Raw genomic sequence first — 19,603 nt, 5'->3', positions numbered from 1 at the left:
TCCTCAGGGCCTCTCTCCGGCGATCGCTGAAAAGGTCAACTCACGCCCGTTCCGCGACACTTCCACAATCATCTCACCCCCGGGATTGATGGCTGCGATCAGACGGCTGATCACGATGGAATTCACCGCTGGCTGTCCGTTTACCGCTGTGATCAGATCGTTGCGCAGAATCCCTGCCCGGGCGGCGGGACCGGCTGGATCCACTCCGGTAACAAGCAGGCCAGGGGAAGAATCTGCGCCGGGTGAACTGGCCAGATCAACGCCGAGCCAGCCGCGTATAACCCGCCCTTTCTCAATGATCTCAGTGAGTATCATGTAGGCGAGTCGGGCAGGAATTGCGAATCCGATTCCGGCTGATTCTCCGGATCGGGAAAAAATCAGGGTGTTGATGCCGATGAGACGACCCTCTGCGTCGATCAACGGGCCACCGGAGTTCCCCGGATTGATTGCGGCATCGGTCTGGATGAAGTCCTCGTATGGGCTGGTGCTGATGCCCACACGCCCCTTGGCGCTGATGATGCCCGCCGACACGGTCTGACCTATGCCAAACGGGTTTCCGATGGCCAGCGCCACATCGCCAACTGCGATCTGATCGGATTCCCCGAGCGGGATGGGTGTGAGCTCAGCCCGTCGCACCCGGATGACGGCAAGGTCCGTTTCAGGATCCGTGCCGACCAGTTCACCGGTTGCCGTTGCCCCATCTGAGAATCCGACAAGAATCTCGTCCGCACCGTCGATCACGTGGTTGTTTGTGAGGATGTATCCGGCCGGATGCGCGATCACACCCGAGCCCAAGGATCTCTGCATCTGGCGCTGGGCTTCGCCGGCGAATCGGTTGCACCATTCCCGGAAACGCGGCTGCTGGCAGATGGCCGGCCGTACGTGTTTGGTTGAGTAAATGTTGACCACTCCGGGCGCGGCCCGGGCGACGGCGGCGGCGAATCCGGGACGGGCGGTTGCAGCACCGTCGAAGGCGCGGGTGAGCGTCATCACGGCGAGACCGATCAGCCCGCCGATCAGGGCGGGAATCAGCACATGACGGAGTGCTTCGGGCAGGAAACGGAGCACCGGGACTACCATTGGCCGGGAACCGGCTAGTTAAGCAGAGGTGTCCTGCTATAAAAAGGCGGATCCGGGATTTCGTCACTTGGATGAACCAACAGCATTGTCGGTAATCGGGTGAGCCGCTAAAGTCGCTGCGATGACGCCCCTGCAGAAGTATCAGCGCCTCCTCGCGGAACCGGGATTCCAGAGTGATCCCGCCCAGCGCCACGCGGTGGAATTGCTGGAAGCCCTCTATCAGATCCTTGCTGCCCGTAAGCCGAAGGGTGGGCTCTTCGGCTGGGTCGGCAGGCGGGACAGCAAACCGATCACCGGCATCTATCTGTGGGGGGGTGTGGGCCGGGGCAAGACACTGCTGATGGACCTTTTCTACGAATGTCTGCCATCAACGGACCGGCTGCGCATGCACTTTCACCGTTTCATGCAGCGGGTACACCGTGAGCTCACAGCGCTTTCCGGAACGGTGGATCCCCTGCGGACCGTTGCAGACCGCTTCGCGCAGGAGAGCAGTGTTCTGTGTTTCGACGAGTTCTTCGTCTCGGATATCGGTGATGCGATGATTCTGGCTGAGCTGCTGCAGCGGCTGTTCGAGCGGGGAGTAACCCTTGTGGCCACCAGCAATGTCGAGCCGGATTGTCTTTATCTGAATGGTCTGCAGAGACGGCGTTTCGTACCCGCCATCGAGCTGCTGAAGGAGCATACCCGGATCCACAATCTCGACTCGGGGATAGACTACCGGCTGCGGGTACTGGAAAGGGCGGAAATCTATCATTCGCCCCTGGACGCGGCGGCGGAACGCTCTCTGGCCGCAAGCTTCGCATCGCTGGCGCCGGATGCACCAGAAGACAATGTCGAACTGGATATCGAGAACAGGCCGATAAAGGCCCGGCGGGTGGCGGAGGACGTCGCCTGGTTCGAGTTTGCCGAACTCTGCGAGGGTCCGCGCAGTCAGAACGACTACATCGAGCTGGCCCGCATTTTTCATGCGGTGCTGGTGAGCAACGTCCGCCTCTTTACCGCCCGCAACGAAGACGCGGCGCGGCGCTTCATCGCGCTGGTGGATGAATTTTACGACCATGATGTGAAGCTGATCCTGTCCGCCGAAGTACCCGTGGAGGCCCTCTATGAGGGGGAGAAGCTCAGATTCGAGTTCGAGCGCACCCGCAGCCGGCTGCTGGAAATGCAGACCCACGACTACCTGGCCCGCACCCACCGGGCCTGATTCCGGGGTCTGAAGGGTCGGTTGTAAAGCCGCATCCGCTCCGCTAACATTCGCGCTCCCAAAAATCCGGTCGGACGCCGGCTGGGTTGCCGTTCTCCAGTGGCGGCGATTGACCGGGCCCGGGAAGTGGCCTGGAAACTATTCAATCTGGAAACTATTCAAAGAGTGGGTCGAAAAGCCGCATGAAAACCGTCAGCACCCGTCCTCAGGACGTCGAACGAAGCTGGTTCGTCCTGGACGCAGAGAATAAGACCCTGGGCCGCATCGCGACCGAGATCGCCCATCGCCTGCGCGGCAAGCACAAGGCTGAGTACACACCCCACGTAGATACCGGGGATTTCATCGTCGTGGTAAACGCCGAAAAGGTCCGGGTCACCGGTAACAAGACCAGCGATAAGATCTATTACCGTCACACCGGCTTCCCGGGTGGCATCAAGGGCGTCAGGTTCGAGGATCTGCGGAATTCGCATCCGGAGCGGATCATCGAGACGGCGGTCAAAGGCATGCTGCCGCACAACCCGCTGGGTCGTGCCATGCTGAAGAAACTGAAAATCTATGCTGGGGCAGAACACCCTCACAGTGCCCAGCAACCTCAACCCCTGGAGCTATAAAGCGCATGGCTGTTAACCATAACTACGGCACTGGCCGCCGCAAGACGTCAGCAGCTCGGGTATTCATCCGTCCAGGAGACGGCAAGATCACGGTCAACAGCCAGCCTCTGGATCAGTACTTCGGTCGCGTGACCGCGCGCATGATCGTGCGGCAGGCACTCGATGTGGTCGAGATGGCGGATAAGGTTGATGTGCAGGTAACGGTGCGTGGTGGCGGCAACTCGGGGCAGGCAGGCGCAATTCGCCATGGCATAGCCCGTGCGCTGGTCGAGCAGGATGAGTCCATGCGTGTCACTCTGCGCCGGGCCGGGTTCCTGACCCGGGATGCGCGTGAGGTGGAGCGTAAGAAAGTCGGTCTTCGGAAAGCACGTAAGCGCCCGCAGTACTCCAAGCGCTAAACTCCCCGGTTTGCTGCCGGATACGACGGCTGCGAGGAGCCAGCAGTTTGAGCGAAGAACAACAACGGTAGCAGCCGGAGGGTGTGGTAAACTCGCACCCCTGTCTGAACAGCCATAGCGGGAGCAACAAGCTGTGAGCAGCAGCGATCCAGATAACAGCGCCACAGCGCGCGCCCAGCCTGCCAGCATCGATAAAGCCGGTTTCAACAAGCAGCGAAGGTATTTCCTCATTGGCGCGACCGCGACGGTGGGTGCCATCGGTGTGGGCGGTGCGGCAGTTCCCTTCGTCGCCTCCTGGGCACCCAGCGCCAGGGCGCGGGCACTTGGCGCTCCTGTCACTGTAGATGTCTCCAAGCTTCGTCCTGGAGAGATGCTCGGTCCGACCCCGGCATGGCGCGGCCAGCCCGTGTTCATCGTCAATCGGGAGCAGGCGGCGATTGATATCCTTTCGGAGGACAACCCCGATCTTGCTGATCCGAACTCTGAGAACCTGGCGCAGCAGCCCGATTACGCGCGAAATCCCTGGCGGTCGAAACGCCCGGAAATCGGTGTATATCTCGGTCTGTGTACCCATCTGGGTTGCTCGCCGAAGTATCACGGGGAAGTAAAGGCCGAACCTTTCGACGCCAACTGGCGCGGCGGGTTCTTCTGCCCCTGTCATGGCTCCAGGTTCGATATGGCCGGTCGTGTTGTGAAAGGAGTACCCGCCCCGGACAACCTGCCGGTGCCTCCTTATCAGTTTGTCAGCGACTCAGTGATTCTGATTGGTGAAGATGAGGGGACTGCCTGATGGCTGAACATTCCTCCGAGCAGGCCGCCCAGCAGGGCAGGATCGTGAAAGGCTGGTTTTCGTTCATGGACTGGGTCGATGAACGTTTTCCGCTGACCGAAACTTTCGAATACCACATGTCCCGATACTGGGCGCCGAAAAATTTCAATTTCTGGTACTACTTCGGTGTGCTGTCGATGATTGTGCTGGTCATCCAGCTGATCACCGGTGTGTGGCTGACCATGAATTATCAGCCGAGTGGGGCGGGTGCCTTTGCCTCAGTCGAATACATCATGCGCGACGTCGAGTATGGCTGGCTGTTGCGCTATCTGCATTCCACTGGTGCTTCCGCGTTTTTCCTGGTGGTCTATCTGCACATGTTCCGCGGGTTGATGTACGGATCCTATCGTAAGCCGCGTGAGCTGCTCTGGCTTGTAGGGATGGCCATTTTTGCCTGCCTGATGGCCGAGGGATTCTTCGGCTATCTGCTGCCCTGGGGCAACATGTCCTACTGGGGTGCCCAGGTCATTGTCTCACTGGTCGGCGCGATACCCTTTGTGGGTCCCGATCTGATGGAGTGGGTACGCGGTGACTTCCTCATGTCGGATATCACCCTCAACCGCTTTTTCGCACTGCATGTGGTAGCACTGCCGCTGGTGCTGGTCATGCTGGTCTTTGTGCACATCGTGGCTTTGCACCACGTGGGATCGAATAACCCGGATGGCATTGAGATCAAGAAGAACAAAGACGCGAACGGTATCCCGCTGGACGGGATTCCCTTCCACCCTTACTACACGATCGGCCATGATCTGCCGGCAATCGTGATGTTTCTTATCGTGTTCTGCCTGGTGGTGTTTTATGCGCCGGAAATGGGCGGCTATTTCCTCGAAAAACCGAATTTTGAAGTCGCGGATTCGCTGAAGACGCCGGACCACATAGCCCCCGTCTGGTATTACACGCCTTTCTACGCAATGTTGCGCGCAGCGACCTATCCGCTGTTCGGCGTACCGGCCAAATTCTGGGGTTTTGTAGTGATGGTCGGGGCGATCGCGATACCCGCCGTACTGCCCTGGCTCGATCGCAGCCCGGTCAAGTCAATCCGTTATAAGGGTCTGATCTCGAAACTCATGCTCGGCCTGTTTGTGGTCGCTTTCCTGATCCTCGGTTATCTGGGCACCATTGCGCCGTCGCCGGTTGCCACCATGATGGCGCAGGTCTGCACTGCGATCTATTTTGCGTACTTCGTGCTCATGCCCTGGTACACGCGTGCGGAGAAGACCAAGCCCGTACCGGAAAGGGTGACGATGCCATGAAGGTTAGCCAGACCATGAAGGTTAGTGGGAAAAATAAGACAAAAAGCAGGTTTACGAATCTGTTGAGAGGGTTCGCTGCCCTGGCTGTGGTGCTCCCCACGCTGGCAGTTGCGGCAGCAAGTGACTGGCCGATGGAACATATCACTCCGGATCTGGAGAATCAGCCGTCGCTGCAGAACGGCTGGCGGATGTACAACAACTACTGTCTGGGCTGCCATTCGCTCAAGTATCAGCGCTACGAGCGAACGGCAGATGATCTCGGAGTACCGCATGAGATTGCTCTTGAGACACTGATTTTCGGCGATCAGAAAATCGGCGAACTGATGACCACCAGCATGGACCCTCAGGCTGCCAAGAACTGGTTCGGGGCACCTCCTCCGGATCTGACCATGGTTGCCCGGGTGCGGGGCACGGACTGGCTTTATAACTATCTGAAGACTTTCTACCTGGATGAGACCCGACCTTTCGGCGTGAACAACAAGGTGTTTCCGAATGTCGGAATGCCGCACGTTCTTCAGGATCTTCAGGGCATTCAACGGTCCGCCTGCCTTCAGATGCCGAAGCAGGCTGTGAATGGTGGTGAAATGAGGGATCCACTGGTCCCCGGCAAACCGATCACCGAGGAGAAGTGCGGTGAACTCGTGATCGAAGAGGGCACAGGCCTGTACACCAGCGAAGAGTATGATCAGGCCGTCTACGACCTGGTTAATTTTCTGCACTACACCGGTGACCCCAGCCGGCTCGAACGCCATAGACTCGGCGTTTTCGTCATACTGTTTCTTGTGATTCTGTTCGCGTTCACCTACCTGTTGGGGCGCGAGTACCAGAAAGACGTGAAACACTGATCCATCTGCCGGCGTGAACTGCGCCGGCCCCAAGCCGAGTACCCAAGGGTGAGCATGAGCTTAGTTACAAAACGATCCTCGATGACGTTGTTTTCCGACGCGAGAGATCAATACTCCCATCGCGTGCGCATGGTGCTGGCTGAAAAGGGCGTGACGGTTGAGATAGTCGATGTGGATCCCGCCAACAAGCCGGAGGATCTTGCTGAGATCAACCCGTACAACAGCCTGCCCACGCTTCTCGATCGGGATCTGGTGCTCTACGAGGCGAATGTCATCATGGAATACCTTGATGAGCGCTTCCCGCATCCGCCCCTGCTGCCCGTGTATCCCGTCCAGCGGGCGCTGTCCAGACTCTGGATTACCCGGGTCGAACGTGAGTGGAGCCGCAGACTGGATCTGCTCATGGCCGGTAAGGGTCGAGAGACCACGCTGACCAAGGCGCGCAAAGAACTTCGCGAGAGCATCGTCAGCATTGCGCCCATCTTCGGTGAGAAGCCGTTCTTCATGAACGACGAATTCACACTGGTTGACTGCTGTGTGGCACCCATACTCTGGCGTCTGGCAGCGGCGGATATCAGCCTTCCCGAGAAGACCACCAGACCACTGCAGAAATACATGCAGATGATGTTCGATCGACCCGGCTTCAAGGCCAGTCTCACGGAAGGCGAACTGGAGATGCGGGAGTAATCGGCTGCAGATATCCCGATCAGTTCTGAATCTGTCGGCTGACGGCCAGTCGGGAGCCGCCTGATGGCCGGCCTGCCCGTCCGTTCGAAGCGACCGTACCTCCTTCGCGCGCTTTACCAGTGGATTGTGGACAGTGATCTGACCCCTTATCTGCTGGTCAGCGTGGATTCCGACGCGGTACAGGTCCCAAGAGACTATGTCTCCGACGGCAGGATCGTCCTGAACGTCTCCCCGAATGCGATTCGCGATCTCGATCTCGGTGACAGCCAGGTATTTTTCTCCGGAAGATTCGCCGGTCGTTCGTTTCCTGTGCAGGTGCCTATCGAGAACGTACTGGCGATCTACGCCAGGGAAAATGGCGAAGGAATGATGTTCGCGCCTGAGTCCGAAGCGGCAGCGCCTCCGGTCGCAGCAGACACACCAGCCGGGCCGCCAGAGAATTCCTCCCCGCCAAAGCCCAATCTGACGGTCATCAAGTAGCTTCGCATATGCTCCGGGTGAGGTGGACTCACTCCCCGTGCTCGAAAGCGCCCGGGATCCACACGGGATGAAAGCCCTGTTCGTCTTTGGTGATCGATATCGCATCAAAACGACAGTCCAGCTTCTGCAGCTGGGGGTGGCTCTTCAGGTACGCTGAGGCGGCGCGCCAGAGTTTCTTCCGCTTCGCTGCGGTGATGGACGAAAACCCGTCTCCGAAGGCCGATCGCCGCCGCACCCTGACTTCCACAAAGACGAGACAGTCCCGTTCCCGCATGACGAGGTCGATCTCGCCGAACGGGCGCCGGTAATTCTGCTCCAGCAGTTGCAGGCCCTTCGACTCCAGAAACCGAAGAGCGACGCGCTCTCCCTGCCGCCCGGTGGCGGAAGCAGGCCTGTCTTTCAACGACCCGCGCTGATCACAGTCACCGCTGCCGGCCGGGGTTTTGCGTCCGGGGTGACGATTCCGCTGCGGATCACGCCCCAATCCAGCGTGCGGCGGATCTGGCCGTTGGCTCCAAGCTTGAGCTCTCCCGTACTGCCCGGAAGGCGCGTCGTGCTGCCGGTACGCATGCCTTCGAACCGTGCGCTGACAGCAAAACCATCAGCACCCAGCGCATAGAGGGAGGAGAAGGGGTTGGTAGTCAGACTGAAGGGTGCTTCGAGTTCGCGCGCCAGGGAGCTGCCGTTAAGGAACAGAGGCAGTTCGGCAATGTAAAAACCTTCGAACTCGCGACGCTGATCGCGGCGTGTGCCGCGAATGGTCTGGGAGCTGGCGTACACGGGCAGATGCTCGGCAAAGTGGAAGCGCAGTGCCGGAACCAGAGAGTTGGCTTCAACATTACCGATCAGGGCAACCACAGCATCGAGGTCGCCCCGGGCCCGGGGTAGAAACTCCAGCGGCACACCCAGCACCTTGCTCAGTTCGTCCCGGCGGGCGCGGCTGGCTGCGACCTGCATGGCGGCACCGATGGCCTCAGTAATCGTGCGCACGTCCGTGAAAGCCTGGAGCGTGAGGGGTTGATCCCACTCCGAGGTAAGCACCCGGGTGGCTCGTAAAGACCAGTCCTCGTAGTTGTGCAGGACCAGTACGCGCTCCGCGCCATCCTGCTTCAGGCGGTCAGCGATGGATCGGGCTTCATCTTCGATGGCGAGTCCGAGCTGAAGAAAATCTTCCGCCGCGACCTGCTCTTCATCCAGATAGTTGAGGGCCAGTACCGGAATATCCGGATTCAGGGCGTTCAACTCACCAACCAGTGGCTTCTGCAGCGGACCGATGATGAGTTCTGTAGCGTCGGCCAGGATCTGTTCGTAGAGTTGTGGCAGGGGTGCGGACTGGGAATCGTACACACGGATACGCAGCACCGTTTCGAGGCCGGCGTGCAGGTAGGCGGCCAGAAAGCCGTCCCGGACTGCTTCACCCGCGCGGGCATAGGATCCGGACAGTGGCAGCAGGAGTGCGATCTGCTTCGGGCCCCGCTCAGACGCCAGCAGCTGGACCAGGCTCGACGGCATTGCCTGATTCAGCGGATGCTCCGGATTGCGGGACTGCCAGCGCAGCAGGCGGGTTTTCTGATCATCACTCGTCACGCTGGTCATGAGCTCCAGCTGCAGTACCCACCAGTCTCCTGCGATACCCTGCTGCAGGTTCGCCTGTTCCCGTACGTCCCGTCCGGAAGCCTGGCGGATCCACGTCCAGATCTGCTCATTCCAGGCAGGGTCATCGGCGGCCGCCTCGATGAGTAAATTGGCTGCACAGACGAAGTCCTCCCGGGCACCGCAGACTCCAGCGTCCAGCCGGTTAATGCGATTCTGCAGGGCGCGGTTTGTGGCGGTTGCGTTGATCTGCCGGAGTGCCTGCTCTGCACTCCGCCAGTCATCGACGGTAAGCGCCAGCTCTGCCGCGAGGAGGTGGAAATCATTGAGGGCAGTGACCGGCAGGATGCCAGGTTCTATGCGATCAAAGGCTGAGCGGGCGGCGGTCACATCTCCGGCAGCAAGATAACCGGTACTTGCCTGCTGATAGAGCAGTGAGGCGCTGGCTGGCGCAGCGGTTGCCGCTTTCTTTTCGAGTTGCGAAGGCGTCAGGGCGGTGGCGGCGGGTTGTCGCTCCACGGGTGGGCCGGGTGTGGTGTTGGAGCAGGCGGCGGCGAACAGGGTCAGCGCCAGTACTGCGGACTTCACGACGGCTGCAACTGCGTGTTTACTGGGCATCGAAAGTGGTCCGTGAAGGTGCGTTATGTCTGCTGAAACCGGTGTGCTGTATGTGGTGGCAACACCCATTGGAAACCTTGAAGACATTTCGCGTCGAGCAGTGAATGTCCTGTCGAGTGTTGCGCTGATCGCGGCGGAGGATACCAGACGGACACTGTCCCTGTTAGCGGCGCTGGGAGTTACTGCGCCGCGGCTGCAGGCCCTGCATGAACACAATGAAGCCGCCGCGGGCGATACGGTGATTGGAGCACTGCAGGGGGGAGACCAGGTGGCGCTCGTCAGTGACGCCGGTACCCCGCTGCTGTCAGACCCGGGATTTACGCTGATCCGCCGCTGCTACGATCTGGACATTCCCGTGCGCCCCGTTCCCGGAGCGAGCGCGGTGACCTGCGCATTGTCGGTCTGCCCGCTGCCGGCCACGGATCTGCAGATTGCTGGCTTTTTACCCGCCCGTTCCGGCGCAAGGAAGGCCCGGCTGCAGGAGTTGCTGGAGGGTGACCGTCCCTTTCTCTTCTTCGAAGCACCGCATCGCGCCCGCTCGACACTGACGTCTCTGGCTGAGCTTGAGCCTGCCCGGCGGGTGTTCGTTGCCAGGGAAATGACCAAACATTTCGAGACCTATCTGTGTGACACCGGGGCAGCACTGATTGAACAGATGGATGCGGCTGGCCAGTGGCGGGGCGAATTCGTCTGTGTGGTCGAAGGCCGTGCCCGCCAGGAGCGCCACGGCAGCGTGGATGCGGAGACGCTGATGCGTGTGCTCTGTGCCGAACTGGCCCCGGCCCAGGCCGCAAGGCTGGGTGCGGGTCTGCTCAAGGTCCGGAAGTCTGAACTCTACGAGCTGGCGCTGAGGATCAGGGCATGAGTTCCACAGCAGAGCGCGTATACTCACCGGTGAGCTGGCCAGGCAGTCGCCGGTCGTGGTTTCACGACGGGAGGAAAGTCCGGGCTCCTCAGGACCAGGGTGCCAGGTAACGCCTGGGAGGCGCGAGCCTACGGAAAGTGCAACAGAGAGCAGACCGCCAGATGAACGCCTGTCGTTCGTCTGGTAAGGGTGAAAGGGTGCGGTAAGAGCGCACCGCGCAACTGGCAACAGTTGTGGCATGGCAAACCCCACCCGGAGCAAGGCCAAATAGGAATCCACCAGATGGGGTCCGCATCGGATTCGGGTAGGCTGCTGGAGGTGTCCGGTGACGGACATCCTAGATGAATGATTGCCCCGGCATCGTCCCGAGATTTCGATCTCGGCCGATGTCGTGACAGAACCCGGCTTATCGGCCAGCTCATTTCTTCTAATAGATCGATACTTTATGCAATTTTGATCTATTTCTTAATGTTGATTCGAGATACTGACGGCTACCTCACGTGAACTAATAGGATATCCGTAAAAACCCCCGCATATTTGCGAAAAAGTCCTTAATAATCCGACGTTTATGGCCGTATTCCGGTTGACAGTGTTTCTGGCCGGACTATAGTGTCGCGAGTTGGGGTTTTGTGGGGAATAGTGGAAATCTGGTGCCAGTTCGCGCCCGTCTCCGTTCTGTAGAGCGGGAAATGCGGCGGGAAGCTCTGGTGTCGATGCCGAAAACGCCATGTTTCGCGGAATCAACAGCGCAACCCTCGATGCCAAGGGCCGAATGGCCCTGCCGGTGCGTTTCCGCGACAGTGTTCAAGCGCCTGCGGCGGGTAATCAAGCGCCTGCGGCGGGTGAAGCACCCCCAGTGCAATCACCTTCCGGCGGAAGCGTGGTTGTCACCATCAACGTCGGCGAGCGCTGTCTGCTGCTGTACCCGCTGCGCGAGTGGGAAGTCGTTCAGCGCAAACTGGAAGCCCTCCCGAACATGGAAGAAAACACCCGGCAACTGCAGCGCCTGCTGATCGGTCACGCCACAGACATCGATGTGGACAGCCAGGGGCGCATTCTCCTGCCGGCGATGCTCAGGGACTACGGTGGACTGGAGAAGAAACTGGTGCTGGTCGGACAGGGCAACAAGATAGAGGTCTGGGACGCCGACCACTGGCAGGAGCGAATGTCTGTCTGGATGGCAAAGGATTCCGGATTGAGGACGGACAGCGCCGCGTTGATGAGCCTGTCGTTCTAGCGGGACGGGTGAATGCCTGGCTGCCTGATGCGACGAACCGGTGTAGGAGCTTGAACAAGTTGGCGGGAGCACACACCCCCGTTCTGTGTAAGGAGACGATCGATCTCGTGATGCCGGTTGGGAACCTTGCAGATGACTGCGTGTTTCTCGATGCGACTTTCGGTCGCGGCGGACACGCGCGCGCGCTGCTGGCTCGACTTCCGCCAACCGCCCGCTTCATAGCAGCGGACAGGGATCCCGCTGCTGTGGAATGTGCACGACAGCTCGCCCGGGAAGACCACAGAGTGCGGGTCGGTCACGCGCGGTTTTCTGAACTGGCTGGTGTGTTCGAGGAGTATCGCGTCGACAGCTTCAGCGGCGCGGTGATGGATCTCGGGGTGTCGTCGCCGCAACTCGACGAAGCACACCGGGGCTTCAGTTTTCGCAGCAACGGCCCGCTGGACATGCGGATGGATCCAAGCCGCGGTGTCACAGCCGCTGAATGGCTGAACGAAGCAGACGAGAAGGACATTGCTCTGGTTCTGCACAAACTGGGAGAAGAGCGTTTTGCGCGCCGTATTGCCCGGGCCATCGTGGCCGGACGCCCGCTCACTGAGACCGGCCAGCTTGCTGACCTGATCAGCGCAGCGGTCCCGGCAGCGGCAAGAGGCAGGCGCCACGATGCCACACGCTCCTTCCAGGCAATCAGAATGCATGTCAACAACGAACTGGAAGAAATTCAATCCGGCCTGGATACAGTGTTCGAGCATCTGCGGATTGGTGCCCGCCTCGCCGTGATCAGCTTCCATTCGCTGGAAGACCGTCTTGTGAAACAGACGTTCAGACGATGGTCTTCGCCGCCCGTCCTCCCCCGGCGGCTGCCCGTGAAGGCGTCAGCGAACCCGGCGCCGGCGAGACTCGTCGGGAAACCTGTACGTGCGTCCGATCGTGAAATCACCGCTAACCCCCGTGCGCGCAGTGCCACGCTCCGGGTTCTGGAGAGAGTGGCCTGATGCGTGTATTCCTGCAGTGGCTGCTGGCCCTGGCGTTGCTGATGGCATCGGGGATTCAGGTTGCACGATCCACCCATGAGGTTCGAAGTCTGCATGCGCAGCTGCAGAAGGCACAGCGCACACAGGATGACGGGCTCGCAGAACACAGTCGCCTGCTTCTCGAGCGTGCGGCTCTGTCTGCTTATCAGAACGTGGAAAGGCTTGCTGAGACCGAGCTGCATATGCAGTTTCCCCACAACGTTGAGCGGATAGAGCGATGAACGCCTGGCGTCACACTGCGGTTGTGGTGCTGTTTGTCGGCGCCTGTATCGGACTTGCCACCCGGGTCGGGTACCTCACGGTTTCTGAACGGGATTTTCTGCAGCATCAGGGTGACGCCCGATCGGTGCGTACCGAGAAGATTTCGGCTTACCGGGGTGTGATCTACGATCGTTATGGCGAGCCGCTCGCGGTCAGTACACCGGTTGCCGCAGTGTGGACGGATCCGAGCCTGGGCGGCATTAAGGACGGTGATGTAACGAAGGTGGCCCGGGCCCTGAAGGTGAAAGCGCCAGGGCTGAAGTCCGATCTTGAGCGAAACCGCTCCAGAGCCTTCATGTATATCAAACGCGGCGTACCCCTGGACGAGGCTGAGCGGCTGCGTGAACTGGATGTGGAAGGTGTCTATTTTCAGCCGGAGTATCGACGTTTCTATCCGGCGGGTGAAACCGCAGCGCATGTGGTGGGACTGACCGGCATCGACGATGAAGGTCTGGAAGGGATCGAACTTTCCTTTAATGAGACCCTGCGCGGTGAGCCGGGCAGGAAGGTGGTGCTAAAGGACCAGCGAGGCACGATCATCAAGGACCTGGAGTTTCTTGCAGCACCCCGCTTCGGACAGGATCTGACCCTGACTCTGGATCTGCGTCTGCAGTTCATTGCCTATCGTGAGTTGAAGGCGGCGGTGGAAAGCCATCGCGCCGCTTCCGGTTCTCTGGTCATGCTCGATGTTGAAACCGGCGGCATCCTCGCTCTGGTGAATCAGCCTTCATTCAACCCGAACCAGTCTGGTGGACGCAGCTCCCGCGCGATGCGCAACAGAGCGGTGACAGATACCTATGAGCCCGGTTCGACGATCAAGCCGTTCACGGCACTTGCGGCAATGGAGAGTGGTCGCTTCGAAAGATACTCGCGGATCGACACCGCGCCCGGTTACTTCCGGGTGGGCTCGAAGCTCATTCAGGACCCTCTCAATCGGGGCACCATCACTCTGGAAACGGCCCTGAAGAAGTCCAGCCAGGTGGGATTCACCAAGATCGCGCTCGCGCTCGAACCGCGCGCCGTGTACGAAATGCTCACGCGGATTGGCCTCGGCGAGTACCAGAACACCCGGCTGCCCGGTGCCGTGGCGGGAACACTCACGGACCGGGATCTCGATAAACCCGTGGTCCGGGCCACCCTGGCCTATGGCTATGGTCTGGCAGTTTCGCCCCTGCAGCTTGCCCAGGCGTATCTCACGCTCGCCGGCCACGGTGTACGCCTGCCTGTTTCCATCATTCGCGAAGCGCAGCCACCAGCCGGTGAACGGGTATTCGATGCACGCCTTGGCGCCGAAGTGGTCAGTATGCTCGAAGGCGTTGCCGCGGCGGATGGCACCGCGCCGGATGCGCGCATACCCGGATACCGGGTGGCCGGCAAGACCGGCACGGTTCGCAAGGTTGGAGCCCAGGGATACGACGACGAGCGGCATGTGGCCTGGTTCGCGGGAATCGCACCGGCGTCTGATCCGAGGATCGTCATGGTCGTTCTGATCAATGAGCCGGCAGGCAAGGCAAAAGGGGGTGGCGAAGTGGCGGCACCCGTGTTCGGGCGCGTTATGGCACGTGCAATGCGGTTGCTGGGCATTCCCCCGGATGAGCCGGTAACCACTCTGGCGAGGGCTGCCTGAGTGATGGCGCTGGCGGAACTCATCGCACCCTTCGAACACCGTCAGGCTGGCAGCAGCGTCCGGCATTCGCTCGGCGATCTGATGGTCAGCGGCATCTCTGACGATTCACGGACAGTGAAGGCGGGTGATGTGTTCATCGCGGTCTCAGGTGCCGCAGCAGATGGTCATCGGTTTGCTGAGGCGGCGGTCAGGCGTGGTGCGGTGGCCGTGCTGGCGGAGCACGACCTAGAAACCTCTGTGCCGGTTCCGGTGGTGCTGGTTAGCGGACTGGCGCCTCAACGCAGCACCCTGGCGTCCCGCCTGCTTGGCAAGCCCAGCGCGCGGCTTGAGTGTGTCGGTGTCACCGGCACCAATGGCAAGACGTCGATTGCCTGCTTCATCGCCGACATGCTTGCGACCCTCGGTGAGAAGGCCGGCTACCTGGGTACCATCGGCTGGGGTGTTCCCGGCTCCCTCGAAGGTGCAGCGCTGACCACGGAGAGCGCCATCACCGTGCAGAAACGCCTGGCGAGCCTGGTCGATCGGGGACTTGGCTGGGCCATCATGGAAGTCAGCTCCCACGCACTCGATCAGAGTCGCGTGGACGGCGTGGAATTTCACTACGCGGTGTTTTCAAATCTCAGCCGCGACCATCTCGACTACCACCGGGACTATGAATCCTATGGCGCTGCGAAAGCGCGACTGTTTTCGTGGAGGAATCTCCGTGCGGCAGTGATCAACGTGGACGATGCTTTCGGCCGCGGTCTCGCGGCAACCATCCAGCCACCGGTGACCCTCATCAGCTATGGCGCAGCGGGCGCGGACCTGAGCTGGTCCGCGCTGCGGTGCTCGGCAACGGGAATCAGCGGCCGCTGGCATACCCCCTGGGGCGAGGGTGATTTCGCGGTACCCCTGTTCGGTGAGTTCTCCATCGCCAATCTCAGTGCGGCACTGGCGGTGCTCTGCCATGCCGGGTTCGCGTTCGATGACGTGGTCAGGGCCGCACAACAGGTCAAATGCGTGCCCGGAAGAATGGAGTTTTTTCAGACCAGACCGGGTGTGGCTGTCGACTTCGCCCACACACCGGATGCGCTGTTGAAGATGCTTCAGGCATTGCGTCCTCACGTGGATGGCCGGCTGATCTGTGTGTGTGGATGCGGCGGTGATCGGGATCCCGGCAAGCGGCCGATCATGGGTCGAATCGCCAGCGAGCATGCGGATGTGGTCTGGTTCACCAGCGACAATCCCCGCAGTGAAGATCCCCAGTCGATCATCGATGCCATGGTCGCTGGTGCCAGCGGTCCCGCCCAGATCAACCAGTGCGCTGATCGACGCTCGGCGATTGCACAGGCTGTGGGGTCGGCTGCCCCTGACGATCTGGTTGTGATTGCCGGTAAGGGACACGAAACCTATCAGGAGATTGCCGGTCAGCGTCTGCCTTTCAGTGACCGTGCCCTGGCCCGGGAACTCAGTCGAGGGTCAGATTAGATGTTGCTGTGGCTGACCGAGGCACTCTCTCAACATATCTCCGGGTTCTCGGTGTTCCAGTATCTGACTTTCCGCACCATGGTGAGTGTAGTAACCGCGCTGGCGATGTCCCTGATCATCGGACCTTTCGTGATTGAACAGCTGGGGTATCACCAGATCGGGCAGCGGGTACGGGATGACGGTCCCCAGAGCCATCTGAGCAAGGCCGGTACGCCAACGATGGGCGGCGCCCTCATTCTCATCGTCATTTTCGTCACGACCCTGTCCTGGGGCGATCTGAGCAATCGTTATGTGTGGACTGTCCTGTTTGTCACGATGGCCTTCGGTGCCATTGGCTGGCTGGATGACTATCTGAAGATCTCCCGACGCAACAGTCGCGGCCTGATCGCGCGCTGGAAGTACCTGGCACAGTCGATCGCCGGCCTTGCTGCGGCGCTGTTTCTTTACTCCAGTTCTGCACTGCCTGCGGAAACGGCTCTGATCGTGCCGTTCTTCAAGGAGATCGCTGTCCCGATGGGCTTCGGATTCGTAATTGTCGCTTACTTTGTCATTGTCGGAACCAGCAATGCGGTAAATCTCACCGACGGCCTCGACGGACTGGCCATACTGCCGACAGTCATGGTGGGTGCTGCGCTCGGTCTGATCGCGTATCTGGCAGGGCACGTCGAATTCGCCGGCTATCTGCAGATCCCCTATATCCCGCAGGCGGGGGAACTCGCCGTGTTCTGCGGTGCACTGGTCGGCGCCGGCCTGGGTTTTCTCTGGTTCAACACCTATCCGGCCCAGGTCTTCATGGGTGATGTCGGCGCGCTGGCGCTCGGTGCCGCCCTCGGAGTGGTGGCCGTCATCGTGCGGCATGAAATCGTGCTGTTCATCATGGGCGGACTGTTCGTGCTGGAAACCGTCTCCGTGATTCTGCAGGTCGCCTCTTTCCGTCTGACCGGTCGCCGCATATTCCGCATGGCGCCCATCCATCATCATTTCGAACTGAAAGGCTGGCCTGAACCACGGATCATCGTGCGCTTCTGGATCATCACCCTGGTGCTGGTGATCATCGGTCTGTCAACACTGAAACTGCGATGACAGGCGTGGCAGCACAGACAACGGCAATCCTGGGCCTCGGTGTGACCGGACTTTCCTGCGTGCGCAGGCTGCACGGCCGGGACAGGCTCATTGTGGTGGATACCCGGGCGCATCCCCCGGGACTTGAAGCGCTGCTGTCTGCATATCCGGATGTGGAGCGGCACCTCGGTGAAGCAGTGGTGGATCTGAGTCATGTCGATAGAGTCATCGTGAGCCCCGGTGTCGGCCTGGACAGCTGCCTGCTGCAGAACCTGCCTGAGCATGTGCAGCTGACCAGTGACATCGACCTGTTCTGCGAAGCCGCCCAGGCACCGATACTTTCAATTACCGGTACCAACGGGAAGAGCACAGTCACCGCGCTCACCGGCCATCTGCTTGCTGCCGCGGGCGTGCAGGTACAGGTTGGCGGCAACCTTGGTCAGCCGGCCCTGGATCTGCTCGATCCTGCCGCGCAGGCATATGCTCTTGAACTTTCCAGTTTTCAGCTGGAACGGCTTCAGCCCCATCGATTCGATGCCGCGTCCTGCCTGAACGTCACGGAGGACCATCTGGACCGCCACGGCAGCATGACGGCCTATGTCGCCAGCAAGCAGCGCATATACAGAAACTGCGGCCGTGCCGTCGCCAATCGAAGCGACCGGAACACACTGCCAGAGGCGTCCGTCGACGAACTGGTGACATTCGGCCTCGATGCGCCAGAGGCCGATCATTGGGGAATTCGAACTGACTCCGGTCGGCGCTGGATCGCACTCGGTGAACGGCTGGTGATTCCCTGCGACGAACTCCCGCTGGCAGGTCGACACAACGAACTCAATGTCCAGGCTGCCCTGGCGTTGCTTGAAGGTCGCTGGGCCAGCGCCGAGCAGCTGATTGAAGGGTTACGGAGCTTTCGCGGGCTTCCCCACCGGTGTGAGCGGGTAGCCGTGGTTTCCGGAGTGGCGTACATAAACGACTCTAAAGGCACCAACGTCGGTGCGACAGAGGCGGCCCTCGCCGGTTTTGGTACAGAGGGTGTCCGTAATCTGATTCTGATTGCAGGTGGGGACGGCAAAGGCGCAGATTTTTCACCGCTGCAGGTACCCGTTGGTCAGTTCGTCAAAGCTGCAATACTGCTGGGTCGGGATGCAGACCGCCTGGCTGCATCGCTTGCGGACTCGACTCAGATCCATCGGGTCCCGGACATGGACCAGGCGGTTGAACTGGCCGCCCGTCTGGCAGGTGCGGGAGACCTGGTGCTGCTGTCCCCCGCCTGTGCGAGCCTGGACATGTATCGCAACTACGAAGCGCGCGGGCAACACTTCACTCGGGCCGTAGAGGCACTTGCATCATGATCGATCGATTCGATCTTCCGATGATCATGGCCTGGCTGCTTCTGCTCGCCCTCGGTACGGTCATGATCTCATCGGCGGTGGCGGTTGCCGCCGACGCCAGTGTCATCAAGCATGGGCTGTTCCTGGTTGTCGCCGCCCTCGCATTCGCCTTCTGTCTGATCGTACCGCTGTCGCTCTGGTTTTCCGGCTACCGGATAGCCTGGTTCGGCGCAGTCGCGATCTGTGCACTGGTGCTGGTGCCTGGTATCGGCCATGAAGTGAATGGGGCGAGTCGCTGGATATCGCTGGGAGGCTTCACTCTGCAGTCTGCTGAGATCGCGAAGTTTCTGCTGCTCGTCTACCTCGCGGGCTACCTGGCGCGATTCTCGATCCGACTTGCGGATGAACCGGTGGTCCTGTTCAGGCCACTGCTGATGTTCGCAGTGGTTGCCGCGCTGCTGCTCAGACAACCGGATTTCGGCAGCGTCGTGGTCATCGGGGGCATGGCTTCCGGCATGCTGTTTATTGCCGGTACGCGCCTGCGGCACTTTCTGGTGGTGATTGCCGCCGCCGGTGCACTGCTTGGCGCAATTGCCTTTCTGGAGCCCTACAGACTTGCGCGGCTGGTCACCTTCACGGACCCCTGGGCCTATGCCTTCAACAGTGGCTATCAGCTTACCCAGGCGCTGATTGCCTTCGGTCGTGGTGAGTTCTTCGGACTCGGTCTTGGTGAGGGGATCCAGAAGCTGCATTACCTGCCGGAAGCACACAACGATTTCATATTCGCGGTCATTGCGGAGGAACTCGGTCTGCTGGGTACCCTCGGGTTGCTGGTATTGATGGCCTTCCTGATCCTGCGGATCCTGCAGACGGCGCGCCACGCCCTGGAGGCCGAGCGGCCTTTCGCCGGCTTTCTCGTCTATGGCGTGGCCTTTGTGCTCGGACTTCAGATTCTGATCAACCTGGGGGTCAATACGGGGTTGCTCCCGACGAAGGGGCTGACGCTGCCATTTGTCAGCTATGGCGGCAACAGTCTGATTGTCTGCAGTGCGATGTTCGGCCTGGTCTGTCGGGCCCGTCTGGAGCTCTCCCGTGGCTGAGGTCAGCGCCTATCAGGTACCCGA

General features: G+C 60.4%; 20 protein-coding genes and 1 other RNA gene. 18 read left to right on the top strand and 3 right to left on the bottom strand.

The features are described 5' to 3' along the window. Positions 1-3: 3 nt before the first annotated feature. Positions 4-1,080, bottom strand: a complete 1,077-nt coding sequence (locus tag R3E82_16925) for a trypsin-like peptidase domain-containing protein (GenBank protein MEZ5552568.1) — start codon at positions 1,078-1,080, stop codon at positions 4-6. A 121-nt stretch (positions 1,081-1,201) separates the two neighbouring features. On the opposite strand from R3E82_16925, the gene zapE reads away from it, so the two are divergent. The 8 genes from zapE (at position 1,202) to R3E82_16885 (ending at position 7,387) form a co-directional block, all read left to right on the top strand. Then, entirely contained in the window at positions 1,202-2,284 is a 1,083-nt protein-coding gene (zapE, locus tag R3E82_16920) for a cell division protein ZapE (GenBank protein MEZ5552567.1), read from the top strand. 182 nt (positions 2,285-2,466) lie between these two features. After that, a complete protein-coding gene (gene rplM, locus R3E82_16915; GenBank protein MEZ5552566.1) occupies positions 2,467-2,895 on the top strand; it encodes a 50S ribosomal protein L13 in 429 nt (142 codons plus the stop codon). A gap of 5 nt (positions 2,896-2,900) precedes the next feature. Beyond that, positions 2,901-3,293 carry a 30S ribosomal protein S9 gene (gene rpsI / locus R3E82_16910; protein MEZ5552565.1) on the top strand — a complete coding sequence of 131 codons (393 nt, stop codon included), beginning with the start codon at positions 2,901-2,903 and terminating at the stop codon, positions 3,291-3,293. Between the two features lie 187 nt (positions 3,294-3,480). Next, complete coding sequence (gene petA, locus R3E82_16905) at positions 3,481-4,083, top strand: ubiquinol-cytochrome c reductase iron-sulfur subunit (protein ID MEZ5552564.1); 603 nt, start codon at positions 3,481-3,483, stop codon at positions 4,081-4,083. A 65-nt stretch (positions 4,084-4,148) separates the two neighbouring features. After that, positions 4,149-5,375, top strand: coding sequence for a cytochrome bc complex cytochrome b subunit (locus R3E82_16900; protein MEZ5552563.1), 1,227 nt, complete (start codon positions 4,149-4,151; stop codon positions 5,373-5,375). A 59-nt stretch (positions 5,376-5,434) separates the two neighbouring features. Further along, positions 5,435-6,220, top strand: a complete 786-nt coding sequence (locus R3E82_16895; protein MEZ5552562.1) for a cytochrome c1 — start codon at positions 5,435-5,437, stop codon at positions 6,218-6,220. A 54-nt stretch (positions 6,221-6,274) separates the two neighbouring features. Further along, positions 6,275-6,907 (top strand): glutathione S-transferase N-terminal domain-containing protein, encoded by a 633-nt coding sequence (locus R3E82_16890; GenBank protein ID MEZ5552561.1) that lies wholly within the window; start codon positions 6,275-6,277, stop codon positions 6,905-6,907. Between the two features lie 63 nt (positions 6,908-6,970). After that, positions 6,971-7,387 carry a ClpXP protease specificity-enhancing factor gene (locus tag R3E82_16885; protein ID MEZ5552560.1) on the top strand — a complete coding sequence of 139 codons (417 nt, stop codon included), beginning with the start codon at positions 6,971-6,973 and terminating at the stop codon, positions 7,385-7,387. 28 nt (positions 7,388-7,415) lie between these two features. Here R3E82_16885 and R3E82_16880 read toward each other — a convergent pair whose 3' ends face one another. Beyond that, the gene (locus tag R3E82_16880; GenBank protein MEZ5552559.1) at positions 7,416-7,790 is read right to left on the bottom strand and encodes a YraN family protein; all 375 of its coding nucleotides are present in this window, start codon (positions 7,788-7,790) and stop codon (positions 7,416-7,418) included. Further along, positions 7,787-9,598 carry a penicillin-binding protein activator gene (locus R3E82_16875; GenBank protein MEZ5552558.1) on the bottom strand — a complete coding sequence of 604 codons (1,812 nt, stop codon included), beginning with the start codon at positions 9,596-9,598 and terminating at the stop codon, positions 7,787-7,789. The genes R3E82_16880 and R3E82_16875 overlap by 4 nt, the downstream gene beginning before the upstream one ends. A 25-nt stretch (positions 9,599-9,623) precedes the next feature. Between R3E82_16875 and rsmI the strand changes: the two genes are divergently transcribed. From rsmI to ftsW, 10 genes are all read left to right on the top strand, one after another. Further along, positions 9,624-10,463, top strand: coding sequence for a 16S rRNA (cytidine(1402)-2'-O)-methyltransferase (gene rsmI, locus R3E82_16870; GenBank protein ID MEZ5552557.1), 840 nt, complete (start codon positions 9,624-9,626; stop codon positions 10,461-10,463). A gap of 30 nt (positions 10,464-10,493) precedes the next feature. Continuing rightward, positions 10,494-10,888, top strand: an RNA gene (gene rnpB / locus R3E82_16865) — RNase P RNA component class A. A 302-nt stretch (positions 10,889-11,190) separates the two neighbouring features. Beyond that, positions 11,191-11,700 (top strand): division/cell wall cluster transcriptional repressor MraZ, encoded by a 510-nt coding sequence (gene mraZ, locus R3E82_16860; GenBank protein MEZ5552556.1) that lies wholly within the window; start codon positions 11,191-11,193, stop codon positions 11,698-11,700. Between the two features lie 59 nt (positions 11,701-11,759). Beyond that, a complete protein-coding gene (gene rsmH, locus R3E82_16855; GenBank protein ID MEZ5552555.1) occupies positions 11,760-12,692 on the top strand; it encodes a 16S rRNA (cytosine(1402)-N(4))-methyltransferase RsmH in 933 nt (310 codons plus the stop codon). Further along, positions 12,692-12,952 carry a cell division protein FtsL gene (gene ftsL / locus R3E82_16850; protein ID MEZ5552554.1) on the top strand — a complete coding sequence of 87 codons (261 nt, stop codon included), beginning with the start codon at positions 12,692-12,694 and terminating at the stop codon, positions 12,950-12,952. Before rsmH ends, ftsL begins: the two co-directional genes overlap by 1 nt. Beyond that, positions 12,949-14,619: a penicillin-binding transpeptidase domain-containing protein gene (locus tag R3E82_16845; GenBank protein MEZ5552553.1), complete on the top strand. Its 1,671-nt coding sequence runs from the start codon at positions 12,949-12,951 to the stop codon at positions 14,617-14,619. Before ftsL ends, R3E82_16845 begins: the two co-directional genes overlap by 4 nt. Positions 14,620-14,622: 3 nt before the next feature. Continuing rightward, positions 14,623-16,086 (top strand): UDP-N-acetylmuramoyl-L-alanyl-D-glutamate--2,6-diaminopimelate ligase, encoded by a 1,464-nt coding sequence (locus R3E82_16840; GenBank protein ID MEZ5552552.1) that lies wholly within the window; start codon positions 14,623-14,625, stop codon positions 16,084-16,086. Next, the gene (gene mraY / locus R3E82_16835; GenBank protein MEZ5552551.1) at positions 16,087-17,169 is read left to right on the top strand and encodes a phospho-N-acetylmuramoyl-pentapeptide-transferase; all 1,083 of its coding nucleotides are present in this window, start codon (positions 16,087-16,089) and stop codon (positions 17,167-17,169) included. It begins immediately after the preceding gene. Beyond that, on the top strand, positions 17,166-18,500 hold the full coding sequence (gene murD, locus R3E82_16830; protein MEZ5552550.1) for a UDP-N-acetylmuramoyl-L-alanine--D-glutamate ligase: 1,335 nt from the start codon (positions 17,166-17,168) through the stop codon (positions 18,498-18,500). The genes mraY and murD overlap by 4 nt, the downstream gene beginning before the upstream one ends. Then, positions 18,497-19,579, top strand: a complete 1,083-nt coding sequence (ftsW, locus tag R3E82_16825; protein ID MEZ5552549.1) for a putative lipid II flippase FtsW — start codon at positions 18,497-18,499, stop codon at positions 19,577-19,579. Before murD ends, ftsW begins: the two co-directional genes overlap by 4 nt. The last annotated feature ends 24 nt before the right edge of the window (positions 19,580-19,603 follow it).

The organism is Pseudomonadales bacterium (assembly GCA_041395945.1).
Lineage (GTDB): Bacteria > Pseudomonadota > Gammaproteobacteria > Pseudomonadales > Azotimanducaceae > SZUA-309.
This window is presented reverse-complemented; position numbering and strand designations above follow the sequence as displayed.